Genomic DNA, 11,759 nt, shown 5'->3' with positions numbered 1-11,759 from the left:
GTCCACGGTCCGGGGCGCGCGGGGGGGGCGCTCCGGGCCCGCGATCCCGCCGGGCCCGGCCCGTTCAGCGGGTGAGCCGGAGTTGCCAGAGGTCGAGGTAGCCGGATCGGAAGCCGGCCTCCGAGTACGCCAGGTAGAACTCCCACAGACGCGGGAAGGCCGGGGCGAACCCGAAGGCGGCGACCTCGTCGTGGGCGAGGAAGCGCGAGCGCCACAGAGCGAGGGTCCGCGCGTAGTGGTCGCCCATCCGGTGGCGCCCGTCGACGCGGAGGGAGGTCGGGCCGAGCGCTTCCTCCACGGCACGGAGCGAGGGAATCTGGCCTCCGGGGAAGACGTACTTCTGGATCCAGGTGCGGACATCCTTCGTCGCGAGCATACGGTCGTGGGGCATGGTGATCGTCTGGAGCGCGACACGGCCGCCGGGCGCCAGGAGACGGTCGAGGGTGGCGAAGTAGACCGGCCAGTACTCAGCCCCCACCGCCTCCAGCATCTCGACGGAGACGATCGCGTCGTACTCGCCCTCGGCCTCCCGGTAGTCCCGGAGGAGGACGGTCACCCGGTCGGCCACGCCCGCCTCGGCGATCCGACCGCGGGCGAGGTCGCGCTGGCGTGGGGAGATGGTCAGCGTGGTCACCTCGGCGCCCCGCAGTCCCGCCCGGACGGCCAGCGCACCCCAGCCGGTCCCGATCTCCAGCATCCGCGTCCCCGGACCGACGCCGGCCAGGTCGAGGATGCGGTCGATCTTGCGGATCTGCGCGGCGTGCAGGTCGTCGCCGGGGCCGAACAGCGCGCACGAGTAGGTCATGGACGGGTCGAGGAAGAGCCCGAAGAACTCGTTGGACAGGTCGTAGTGGCGCCTGATGTTGGAGCGGGCTCCCTCCAGGGTGTTGCGTTCCGCGTCCGGACGGCTCTGGTCGGCCCACCGCCGGAACGCGGTCGCGGACCGGCGGGCGGGGCGGGTCAGGCGGGCCGCGACCGGCGTCAGCAGGCCCGCCGGATCGGTGCTCGTCCAGTCACCCGCCATGTAGGACTCCCCGAACCCGACGGGGCCGACGACGGCGAGGCGGGAGAAGAACTCCGCCGGGCGGACGATCCTCATCACCGGTGAGTCCGGGCCGCCGCGCCCGAGGCGCTCCCCGCCGGGAAAGGCCACCCGTACCGGGAGGGAACGCATGGCCCGGCGGAACAGTCCCTCCACCATCCGCGCCCGCACCGGGGCTGTCGGGGAGTCGGTGAGCAGGGGCGGGGCCTCGCCCATGGTCATGGTCATCGGGGTGTCCTTCCGGCGGGTCGACGAGGGAGGACCGGCAGACGGCGCAGCCAGAGCACGATGCCGTGGAAGCGGATGCCGAGACTGATCCGCTGCGGCAGCAACGGGTGGGTGAGGACGGCCCGGAGGACATCGCCGGGCCCGGCCCCGCGGTGGCGGCCGGTGAGGGAGGCGGTGAAGACCGTCCGGTCGTCCTGGACGAGCGCGACGGTCAGCGCGAGCCGTTCCCGGGGGACGGGCATGCGCATCCGGTACTCCCCGGCCACCTCCAGGAACGGGGAGACGTAGAAGCGCTTGGCCGTCCGAGCGTGTCCGGACGGTGAGGTCCGCAGGAGGTAGCAGTGGCGCTCCCCGTAGGTGTTGTGGACCTCGGCGATCACGCAGGCGGGGTCTCCCGTCGGAGTGAGACACCAGTAGACGGTCAGCGGATTGAAGACGTACCCGAGCACCCGAGCGGAGGTCAGCATGAGGACGCGTCCCCCGGTGAGGTCGATCCCCCGGCCGCGCAGCCAGGCGTCGACATTGGCGCGCAGCGGACGGTCCGGCTCCCCGAAGTGGTCGGACGGCAGGATCCGGGTGAACGGCCGCAGCCACCACGGGTAGGCGGGCAGGTCATCGAGGTCGACCAGCCACAGGTAGAGGCGGTGCCGGAAGACGCGCCGCAGCGGCGTGAGGCGTACGTGGGTGAGTCGCCCGGCGTACAGGGTGGCGCTCACCACCGTGCGCCCAGCGCCGCGGCCGCGCGCACGCCCGCCAGGCAGCCGTCCTCGTGGAAGCCCCAGCCGTGGTAGGCGCCCGCGTACACCACGACCGGGCTGTCGAGCCGGGAGAGTCTGCGCTGGGCGGCGAGCGTGTCGAGGGTGAGGATCGGGTGCTCGTAGACCCGCTTGACGAGGACCGCGGCCTCGTCGACCTCCGTGGAGCCGTTGAGCGTCACTAGGTAGTCGAGCGGTTCGCTGAGCCGCATCAGCCGGTTGAGGTGGTAGCTCACCAGGACGGGGCCGCCACCGCGGCAGCCCTGTTTGAGAAGGTTCCAGGACGCGTGGGTCCGCGGTCTCGACGGCAGGACGGAGGCGTCCGTGTGCAGCCAGGTCTCGTTGCGCGAGTAGCCGAACGCGCCGAGGACCTGCTTCTCGGGCGTCGTGGCGTCGGTGAGCAGTGCCAGGGCCTGGTCGGCGTGGGTGGCGACGACGACCCGGGCGAACGCGTGGATCGTGCCGGCGGCGTCGGTGACCTCCGCGCCGTCGGAATGCCGGGTGATCCCCCGGACCGGTGTGCCGGTCCGCACCTCGGGCAGTCGCGCGGCGATCCGCTCGACGTAGGTTCGGGATCCCCCGCGGACGGTGCGCCACCGGGGCATCGCCCGCACGCTGAGCAAGCCGTGGTGGTGCAGGAAGGTGAAGAGCGGCACGGCCGGAAAAGCGGTGCTGATCTCCGCCGACGCGGACCAGACCGCCGAGACCAGCGGCAGGGCGAAGTGGTCGGCGAAGTAGCGGGTGAACCGGTGCCGTTCCAGGAATCCGCCCAGGGTCGGACCGGTGTCCCCGGATGCCAGCAGCCGGCGGGCCTCGCGATGGAACCGGGGTATCTCGGAGAGCAGGTGGAGATAGGCGCGGCCGGCCGTTCCCGGCCCCGGGACCAGGCCCAGCCCGCGTCTGCCGCCGGCGTACTGGAGACCGCAGCCGCGGCAGCGGATGCTCATCGACATCTCGCTGTCCTGGGTCGGGACGTCCAGTTCGGCGAACAGACGCAGCAGCTGCGGGTAGTTGCGGAGGTTGTGCACCAGGAATCCGGTGTCGAGCGGCACGACCGCGCCGTCGGGTGTGGTCACGTCGTGCGTGTCGGCGTGTCCCCCGAGCCGGGGAGCGGCCTCGAACAGCACCACGTCGTAGCGGTGGCGCAGCAGGTACGCGGCGGTCAGACCGGCGATGCCACCGCCGATCACCGCGATCCTCTCAGGCCCCATGGACGCTCCCCTCGTGTCCGGTCCGCAGGCCGAGGTCCCGGCGGATCTGTGCCGCGGCCGTCAGCCCCGTCCGGGCCGCCCCTTCGGCCGAGTCGATCGGATAGCTGTTGTGGATCGCCGACCCCGCGAAGTACACGTGGGGGGCCGGCCGCCGCAGGATCCGGTCCCGTCTCAGGTAGTCGCCCGCGAGGATGGCCTCGCCGGGGCGCTGGTTCGGCCGCGTGCGCACCCGCCGGAGGGGATGCCGTAGGTCCAGGTGCCGGCGGACCTTCTCCATTACGTACTCCTCGTCGGTGCGGGGGCTGAGCGTGCACAGCACGACGCACCGGCCGGCCTGGGGCTGCACCAGGATGTTGATCCCGTCGCGGGAGTACATGACGGGGCCGGGCTCCCGCAGGACCGGTTCGCGGGTGTCGAGGTCGACGGTGAACGCGACGCAGTGGGTGTGGCCGGCCTCGCTGACGGCATGGTCGATCCGGGACGCGTCGAGGAGCGCCACCATGTCGGGGACGAAGGCCGTGACCACGACCGCGTCGAACTCCTCGGCTCCCGCACGGGTGTGGACCCGGACGGTCCCGCCTGACGGCTCGATGCGTGACACCCGGCGGTCCGCCGTCAGCGTGACCCGGCGTTCCCGCAGGTGGGCCACCCAGGGGTCGACCAGATACTCGTCGGTGGCCCCGGGGAGCACGAAGGCGGTCTTGGCGCGGAACAGGTTCGCCGCCATGCGGGCCAGCGACATCACCGAGTAGTTGCGCGCCGATCCGTACCGGTTGTCTCCACGCCCCCGGAAATGCTTCTCGGCGAGCAGGGGGGAGGGACGCCACGCCCACAGGCTCTTCAGCTTCTCGCGGAGCGGGACCTCCTTCGCCAGCGCGCGGTACAGGTGGGAGATCTCCACCCAGCCGGTGGTCTCGGTGTGCGCGAACCGGCGGACGCGGCGCAGGCTCTCGTGGACGGTTCTGCCGTCGGGGCCCTTGATCATGCCGAGGATCCGCAGGAGGTGACGGTAGTCGTCCATGAAGAAGCGGGGGCAGTGCTCGCCCCCGGGGCCCACGTCGGCGCGGCCGCCGAAGTGGATGTCCTGTTCGTAGACGGTGAGTTCGGCATCCGGGTGGTCGCACAGGGCGAACGCCGTGGTCAGGCCGGCGATGCCGGAGCCGATGACGCAGATCCTCACGCAGCCGCCTCCGGTCCTACGGCTGCGGACAGCGCCCAGTTCACCCCGGACGGGTCCGCGACGGACGGGAATCCGCTGCCGCCGTCCGGTCGGGTCCGTACCGCGAGGATCTGGTGGACGCTCATCCGGTTCCCCTCGAAGGCGAGGGAGGCGCCGGCGAGGTACAGCCGCCAGATCCGCGCCCGGCGCGCGCCGAACCGGTGGACGATCTCTTCCCAGGAGGTCTCCAGCCGCTCCGACCAGGCGTCGATCGTGCTGACGTAGTGCTCGCGCAGGGACAGGACGTCCCGGATCTCGAACCCGGCCCTCTCCAGGTGTGCCAGGGTCTGCGGCAGCGGACGCATCGTCATGTCGGGCGCGATGTAGGACTCGATGAACGCGCCGCCGCCCGGCCTCGCCCGGCCGCGGGACATCTGCTGGAGAAGGAGCCGGCCGCCCGGCCGCAGTGAGCGGTGGAGCATCGCGCAGTACTCGGGGTAGTTCTCCGCGCCCACGTGCTCGCCCATCTCGACGGACGACACGGCGTCGTAGGAGTCCCCCGCGCCCTGCCGGTAGTCCTGGAGCCTGACCTCGACCTCGTTGGCGAGGCCCCGTTCGGCGAGCCGGGCGGTGATGTGCTCGTGCTGACGGGACGAGTTGGTGATCCCGGTCGTCCGCGCCCCGTGCCGTTCGGCGGCGTGGACGACCAGCGAGCCCCAGCCGCAGCCGACGTCCAGCAGACGTGAGCCCGGACGCAGGTCGAGCTTGCGGCAGATGAGGTCGAGCTTGTCGCGCTGAGCGTCCTCGGGACGGTACTCGGGAGCGTCGGAGGTCCACAGACCGCAGGAGTACGTCATGGTCTCGTCGAGGATGGTCCGGTAGAACTCGTTGCCCAGGTCGTAGTGGTGGGCGACCGCGGCCCGGTCCCGTAGCGGGGTGTGGGCCCGCCCGGTGAGTTCGGCCTCCTCGGCCGGTGGCTTCGGCGGGAGGCCGAGGGCGCCCAGCCGTACGCCGAGCGACAGCAGCGACCGTAGCGCGCCGGGGTTGCGGACACCTTTCCCCCGGACCGTCCGGACGTAGTCGAGGCACGCCCGCAGGGCCTGCCGCAAGTCGCCCTCGATGTCGAGCTCGCCGGTGACGTAGGCGCGGGACAGCCCCATCTCGCCGGGACTGCGCACCAGATGCCGGACGGCTCTGGGAGTGCGCAGCACCAGCACCGGGCCGTCCTGCGGGCCCGCACTGCTGCCGTCCCAGACGCGCAGGCCCACCGGCAGGTCGGCTCCGAACAGGGTGCGGGACAGCGCGGCGACACGTCCCGCCGTGCCTTTCGTCGTGGTCTCCCGCAGAGCGGGTGTGGATCCTGCTTCCGTCACGGTTCTCCTCAGGCACTGGGTCGAACACCGGCCGGTCAAGGGGGAGTTTGGGGTACTGGCCGTAACAGGACCACGAGTTGTGCCGTTGTGCTCCCAGGGCTGGAGAACACTGGACTACTGTGAACGCCGCGCCCGCCCGGACCAGGCGCGTGGAGACGACCGGTGCCCGAAGACCCGCCTCGAACGAACGGCTCGCGGGGCTGCCCCGTACGCCAGGATCCGGCGGTCGCTCCGTGGAGGGCGATCCGCCGTTCCGAACAACGGCGGGGCCGTTACCTCGACCGCACGGTGCCGGCGCGGCAGGTCAACATCTCGCCGAGCAGCCTGTACGCCTGCTTCAAGGGCCGGACACCGCTGCGGAGCACCACGCTCGACAGGCTGTTGGACGAGCTGAGCGCCACTCCCGCCGAGAGACGTCAACTCGGCTTGCTGCGGGCGGCAGTCGAGAGCCACTCTTCCGGGCTCCCCAAGCCGCGGCAACTCCCTCCCGTCCCCCGCTGCTTCGCCGGACGGGCGGCCGAACTCCGCACGCTCGAAGCGTTGTTGAAGGGCGGGGATACCGGCACGCCGTCCGTCGTCCCGCCGCATCCTCGATGTGGTGACGGGCCCTGCCCTGCGGATGCCGTGATGGGTGACGGCGATGCGCTCGGCGATGGCCAGACCGAGGCCGGTGCCGCCGGTGTCGCGGGTGCGTACGTCGTCCAGGCGGGTGAAGCGTTCGAAGATCCGCCGGCGGTCGTGGGGTGGAATGCCGGGGCCGTCGTCCTGGACATCGAGGACGGCTTGGCGGTGTGCGGCGTCGTGGGTCAGGCGGACGGTAATGGTGCTGATCGCGTGGCGTTCGGCGTTGTCGAGGAGGTTGCCCAGCACGCGGGCGAGCAGGGCGTGATGGCCTCGCACCGTCACGGGGCCGGGCGGGGGCGGACGTCGAGGACGATGCCGGGTGGCCGGCGGCGACGCGCGGTCTCCTCACGCACGAGGTCGGTGAGGTCGACGGCCTGACGCGGTACCAGGCCGCCGTGCTGGGAGTCGAGGCGGGCCAGCAGCAGGTTCTCGGTCAGGTCCTGCAGGCGGATGGTGTCCCGGTGGGCGTCGTGGACGGTCCGCGGCCAGTCGGCGGCGGCAGGGTCGTTCAGGGCGAGTTCGAGCTCGGTGCGCAGACACGCCAACGGCGTGCGAGTTCGTGGGAGGCATCCGCGGTGAACTGGCGCTGCTGGTCGACGGCTTTGTGCAGGCGGTCGAGGGTGGAGTTCATGGTGAGGGCCAGGCGGGCGATCTCGTTGCCCGTGCGAGGGACCGGGACACGCCGGTCGAGGTGGTGTGCGCTCAGGTCGGCGAAGTCGGCGCGGATCGCCTCGACCGGGCGCAACACCCGTCCTACGGCGAGCCATGTCGTGCCCGACACCAGCAGCGTGATCCCCGCGACGCCACCGAGGAGAGCCCGGACGACGGTGTTCAGGCGGGCCTGTTCGGCCTTGAGGGACTGAGCGACGACGACAGTGCTCGGGGGCAGGCCTGGTTCCATGGACGACCGGTTGACGAGGGTGCGGATCGGTACGGGCCCGCCGGCCGGGTCGGCCCACGGAAGCAGTGACAGCTGTCCCGCGCTCTGACCGGCCTGCCGCGTAGGTCGGCACACGCTGACGTTCTTGTTGCTCAGGCGCTGCACCCGCTGGAAGGACCGGGTGCAGTCGGGCAGGTCCACCGCGGTGTTCAGCGGCGTGGAGACGTCCGCAGCCATAGCGGACGTCCGGCGAGCGGCGCCCTGCAGCAGGGAGGTGCGCTCCATGAGCGCGATGGACACCGCGCCCGCGCTCAGCGGAACCAGGGTGACGACGACGGCCAGGAGGGCCAGTCGCGTACGGATGGTGGCCGGTCGCAGGCGGCGCAGCAGGTACCCGGCACGGCCCCAGGTCACGGCCCGCTCCCTTCCGCGGCGTCGAGCCGATAGCCGGCACCGCGAACCGTGCGGATGGTGTGCCGCCGGAAGGGCACGTCGATCTTGCGGCGCAGCGCGCTGACATAGACCTCGACGATGTTGACGTCACCGTCGAAGGGGTCGTCCCAGACGTGTTCGAGGACCTCGCACTTGGACACGGTCTCCCCGCCGCGGCGGGCCAGTACTCCAGGACGGCGAACTCGCGTGGTGTCAGCACGACGTCCGTGCCCGCGCGTCGGCAGCGGCGGGCGGCCGGATCGATCTCCAGGTCGCCGATCCGCAGCACGGCCGGCCGTTCGGGACGGCCCCGGCGGATCAGGGCGCGCAGCCGGGCGGCCAGCGCGACGAAGGAGAACGGTTTGGTGACGTCTCGGCCCCGAGGTCGAGTCCTTCGGCCTGGTCGTACTCGCCGTCCATGGCGGTGAGCATCAGCACGGGCATCCACCTGCCTGCCTCGCGCAGCCGACCGCACAGCCCGAAGCCGTTCAGTCCCGGGAGCATGACATCGAGCACCAGCGCGTCGTAGGTGTTCTCCAGCGCCATCTCCAGGCCCCGTCGCCCGTCGAGGACGATGTCGACGGCGTACCCCTCACCCACGAGCCCGCGGCGCAGTAATTCAGCAAGCCGGCGGTCGTCCTCGACCACGAGTATTCGCATGGCTCCAGGATGGCGGTCCGGCCCTGTGGGGAAGCTGAAGGTCTTTCAGGAACCTTCGGCTTCCCACAGGGCCGTCTTGTCATCGTCGTCCCCGGAACGTACCGCGAAGGATCCAGAACGGGCTCTCGATGACATCGTTGACTTCCCGCCTCGCAACCGCGGCAACCGTGATCGCCGTCGCCGCCGGGCTTCAGGGCGTCCTCCTGTCGGGCACCGCTCAGGCCGCCGACGCCTGGAAGCCGTGCGCGACCGCCGGCTCCTACTGGGCGCCCACCGACAAGGACTCCCCTCCCTGGGGCGCGTACTTCATCAACAACGCGACCAAGCTCCGCCAGACCGCCTCCACCTCCGCCAGCGCGTGCGCCGAGGGCCAGAAGACCCACGTCGTCGACCTCCACTGCTACCGCTACATCGGAGGGGTGGGATGGAACTACGTCCGCGACAACTCCACCGGCGGGTGGGCAGGATGGGTTCCGGACAGCCAGCTCAGCAGGGTGAGCGGGGTGCCGTGCTGATCACGCACCGAGCAGCCGGCTGAGTCGACAGCGAACGAGCGCCGCGCGGAAGCGGCGAGGACACCTGGACCGGCGAACGACGACGGTGCTCACGCAACTCGCCCCGGTACCCCCGCAGGCGTACCGGGGCGAGTCCGTCAGGTCCTCAGCCCTGGCTGCAGTAGTCCACCCAGCGGTGCGAGGAGATGTTGTTGTTGACGGTCTTGCCGAACTGGTCCAGGCCCGCGCCGTAGGTGAAGCGGTAGTTGCCGGTCGTGGTGTCCCACCAGCGGTCGCCCTGGCTGATGCAGGCGTGCGCGCCGCCGGCGTTGGGGGCGGTGTACAGGTCGACGGCGTCGAGGCCGCCCGCGTAGCCGTTGTTCCAGATGTCGGAGGTCAGGTTGCGGCAGGTGCCCCAGTTGTCGGAGTTGCCGGTCCACTTGCACTCGTGGCCGCCGCCGTAGGGCTGGGTGTAGACGTGGAGGTAGCCGTCGCCGGAGAGTTGCGCGGTCGCGGTCTTCTGGGTGCCCGCGTCCAGCGCGCTGGCGCTGGAGACCGGGGAGAAGAGCGCGGCGACGGCGGCGGCCGAGGCCGCGACGGTGAGGAGACGCTTGACGGACATGGTTTCCCTCGTTTCGTTGTGATGTGAGTGGGGTGATACGCCCACGGTGCGGTGTTGCGCCCACGGTGGGGTGTTGCGCCCACGGCTCTACGGCCGTGGTGGTCTGTGTGTGGTGGAGGGGAGGTGGCGGGCCGGGCTCAGGCGCCGTGCGCGACGATCGCGCGGGCCCGGGGCAGCGCCTCGCGCTTGAGGCGCGCGAGATCGGCCGTTTCCCGGGGGTGGCTCCGCCGCAGCCGGTCCCGGTACTCGGAGTCCAGCGACTTGGCCACGGACGACAGGCCGCTGGAGACGGCACAGGCCGCCTCGGCCGAGGCCAGCCGTACCTCCTCGGCGTGCGGCCACGGAGTCTCCGGCAGGGTGGCCGCGGCACGGGCCCGGGCCGGGTCCGCGTAGGTGTACGTCCGCTCGCGCATGCAGCGTGCCCACGGCTTGACGGCCGCCTTGTAGCGCTTGTCGTCCGTCACGAGGCCGACGCGCATGCCGGCCAGGCTGTCGGTGACCCGGGTGGCCCGGAACCAGGCCTGGAGATCCCCGTAGAGCTGCCGTTGGGCGGTGGCCTGGCAGCCCTGGTCGCTGTGGGAGACCCGTATGCCGTTCGGGAGCCGGGCCGAGAGTCCCTGCGGCCGCGCCCCGTTGAGGTCGCTGACCAGGACGGCCCTGGTCTTGGCCGGCACGGAGTGGAAGTACCGCTGATTGGGGTCCCTCCGGACCTCGGCCTCCCGCTGCCGCCGCAGATCGGTGCCGTAGCCGTGGGCCCTGGCCCATGCCGGGTCGTCCACGACGTAGGGGAAACGGATCGAGACGTCGTCGGGGCCGGCCGGCTCGACCCAGTACTTGTGTCCCTCCTTCTCCATGCACGTCTTGATGAGGAGCTGCTCGGCGAGCCGTAGCGTCTCCGCCGTGCTGCCCGCGGCCCGGGGCGTGCGGCCGGCGGACGCCCCGGGGGCGGTCGTGGTGCCCGCGCATCCGGTGGCCGTCGTCGCCAGCAGGCCGGCGGTCAGCAGGGCCAAGGTCCAGCGGTGCATGGGGCGCCTCCCGGGGCTCTGATCGAACGGACGTGGTGCTTTCGAGCCGTTGACGCCCCACGGGTCACTTCCGTATGCCCCCGGCCCACAAGGTTTTCTTCTTTCTCCGGCGCTCATACGAGGGCGGCCGGAGAACCGTCTCCCCTGCACGCGACAGGCATCGCCGACCGTCGAAAACCAGTCAACCGGGGAGAGGAGAGAGGAGCGTCGCCCCCTTGAGCAGAGGCGCGCACAACAGACATCACCTGCCCTGACGTCGCAGGTGAGGGACACCGGTCCGCCGAATCGATCGAATCCGGTCACGGCGGTCCGGCCGTTGCTGTGCCTTCGCTATGTCGTGGGCATGTTCGCCGCTATCTTTGCCGTGCTCCATCGGGCGGGTGGTGCGGCGATCGGGGAACGATGTTCGAAGTGCGGCTGCTCGGTCCGGTGGAGGTGTGGGCCGGTGACCGGCGGGCCCCGCTCGGCGGCGTCAGACCCCTGGCAGTCCTGTCGGCACTCGTCGTCCACCTCGGCGAGGTGCTCTCCACCGAGCGGCTCGTGGACTGCGTCTGGGACGAGCGGGCGCCGGCCACCGCGGGCGCCCTGGTGGCCACCCATGTCTCCGCCGTACGCCGGGCACTGGCCCAGGTCACGCCGGACACGGTGGTCCGGACACGGCCGCCGGGCTATGTCGCCGATCTCGACCCGTCCCAGGTCGACGCCCGCCGGTTCGAGGACCTGCTCGCCTCGGGCCGGGCCTCCGCCGCGGCGGGCCAGCACGAGGAGGCCGCCGATCTGCTGGGCGAGGCGCTGGCGCTGTGGCGCGGCCAGGAAGCGCTGGAGGGACTGGGCCAGTCGTTCGCCCGGATCGAGGCGTCCCGGCTGGCCGAACTGCGGATCGTCGCGCAGGAGGAGTCCTTCGGGCTGCAGCTCGATCTGGGCCGCGCGGACCGGACCATCGCCCCGCTGCTCGCGCACGTCGCCGCCCACCCCCTGCGGGAACGGCCGCGCGGTCAGCTGATGACCGCGCTGGTCCGCACCGGCCGCGTCTCCGACGCCCTGCGCACGTACCGGGAGGGCCGCGCGGTCCTGCGCGAGGAGCTGGGCATCGATCCCGGCCCGGAGCTGCAGGCACTGCACCAGGCGGCACTGACCAACGACATACAGGTGGCGGGCACCCCGCGCCGACCCGGCACCGCCCGCCCGCACAGCACCGGGCGGGAACCCGCCGGGCCCCCGAGGCCGCCGGCCGGCGGCCTCGGGGGCCCGGCG

12 protein-coding genes and 1 pseudogene are annotated in these 11,759 nt (G+C 71.8%); 2 read left to right on the top strand and 11 right to left on the bottom strand.

Annotated features, from left to right (window positions below):
• Positions 1 to 64: 64 nt before the first annotated feature.
• From AC31A1_RS35430 to AC31A1_RS35390, 9 genes and pseudogenes are all read right to left on the bottom strand, one after another.
• Complete coding sequence (locus AC31A1_RS35430) at positions 65 to 1,270, bottom strand: class I SAM-dependent methyltransferase (protein ID WP_489657250.1); 1,206 nt, start codon at positions 1,268 to 1,270, stop codon at positions 65 to 67.
• Entirely contained in the window at positions 1,267 to 1,986 is a 720-nt protein-coding gene (locus AC31A1_RS35425; protein WP_489657249.1) for a DUF1365 domain-containing protein, read from the bottom strand. Before AC31A1_RS35425 ends, AC31A1_RS35430 begins: the two co-directional genes overlap by 4 nt.
• Positions 1,983 to 3,236, bottom strand: coding sequence for an NAD(P)/FAD-dependent oxidoreductase (locus tag AC31A1_RS35420; RefSeq protein ID WP_489657248.1), 1,254 nt, complete (start codon positions 3,234 to 3,236; stop codon positions 1,983 to 1,985). Before AC31A1_RS35420 ends, AC31A1_RS35425 begins: the two co-directional genes overlap by 4 nt.
• Entirely contained in the window at positions 3,226 to 4,416 is a 1,191-nt protein-coding gene (locus AC31A1_RS35415) for an FAD-dependent oxidoreductase (protein WP_489657247.1), read from the bottom strand. Before AC31A1_RS35415 ends, AC31A1_RS35420 begins: the two co-directional genes overlap by 11 nt.
• Positions 4,413 to 5,768: a class I SAM-dependent methyltransferase gene (locus AC31A1_RS35410; protein WP_489657246.1), complete on the bottom strand. Its 1,356-nt coding sequence runs from the start codon at positions 5,766 to 5,768 to the stop codon at positions 4,413 to 4,415. Before AC31A1_RS35410 ends, AC31A1_RS35415 begins: the two co-directional genes overlap by 4 nt.
• Before the next feature lie 114 nt (positions 5,769 to 5,882).
• Positions 5,883 to 6,674, bottom strand: coding sequence for an ATP-binding protein (locus AC31A1_RS35405; protein WP_489657245.1), 792 nt, complete (start codon positions 6,672 to 6,674; stop codon positions 5,883 to 5,885).
• Positions 6,671 to 6,937 (bottom strand): hypothetical protein, encoded by a 267-nt coding sequence (locus AC31A1_RS35400; RefSeq protein ID WP_489657244.1) that lies wholly within the window; start codon positions 6,935 to 6,937, stop codon positions 6,671 to 6,673. The genes AC31A1_RS35405 and AC31A1_RS35400 overlap by 4 nt, the downstream gene beginning before the upstream one ends.
• Positions 6,901 to 7,686 (bottom strand): HAMP domain-containing protein, encoded by a 786-nt coding sequence (locus AC31A1_RS35395; protein ID WP_489657243.1) that lies wholly within the window; start codon positions 7,684 to 7,686, stop codon positions 6,901 to 6,903. The genes AC31A1_RS35400 and AC31A1_RS35395 overlap by 37 nt, the downstream gene beginning before the upstream one ends.
• Positions 7,683 to 8,364, bottom strand: a pseudogene (locus AC31A1_RS35390) (response regulator transcription factor). Before AC31A1_RS35390 ends, AC31A1_RS35395 begins: the two are co-directional and overlap by 4 nt.
• Positions 8,365 to 8,531: 167 nt before the next feature.
• On the opposite strand from AC31A1_RS35390, the gene AC31A1_RS35385 reads away from it, so the two are divergent.
• Positions 8,532 to 8,879, top strand: coding sequence for a hypothetical protein (locus tag AC31A1_RS35385; protein ID WP_489657242.1), 348 nt, complete (start codon positions 8,532 to 8,534; stop codon positions 8,877 to 8,879).
• Positions 8,880 to 9,024: 145 nt separating this feature from the next.
• On the opposite strand, the gene AC31A1_RS35380 is transcribed toward AC31A1_RS35385, so the two are convergent.
• Positions 9,025 to 9,480: a hypothetical protein gene (locus tag AC31A1_RS35380; protein ID WP_489657241.1), complete on the bottom strand. Its 456-nt coding sequence runs from the start codon at positions 9,478 to 9,480 to the stop codon at positions 9,025 to 9,027.
• Between the two features lie 137 nt (positions 9,481 to 9,617).
• Positions 9,618 to 10,505, bottom strand: coding sequence for a hypothetical protein (locus AC31A1_RS35375; RefSeq protein ID WP_489657240.1), 888 nt, complete (start codon positions 10,503 to 10,505; stop codon positions 9,618 to 9,620).
• Positions 10,506 to 10,907: 402 nt separating this feature from the next.
• Between AC31A1_RS35375 and AC31A1_RS35370 the strand changes: the two genes are divergently transcribed.
• A partial coding sequence (locus AC31A1_RS35370; protein ID WP_489657239.1) for an AfsR/SARP family transcriptional regulator occupies positions 10,908 to 11,759 on the top strand: 852 nt, incomplete at its 3' end.

This window comes from Streptomyces sp. P5F9 (assembly GCF_057961495.1).
Note: the sequence above shows the minus strand (reverse complement) of the source record. Positions and strands in the feature narration are given on the sequence as shown.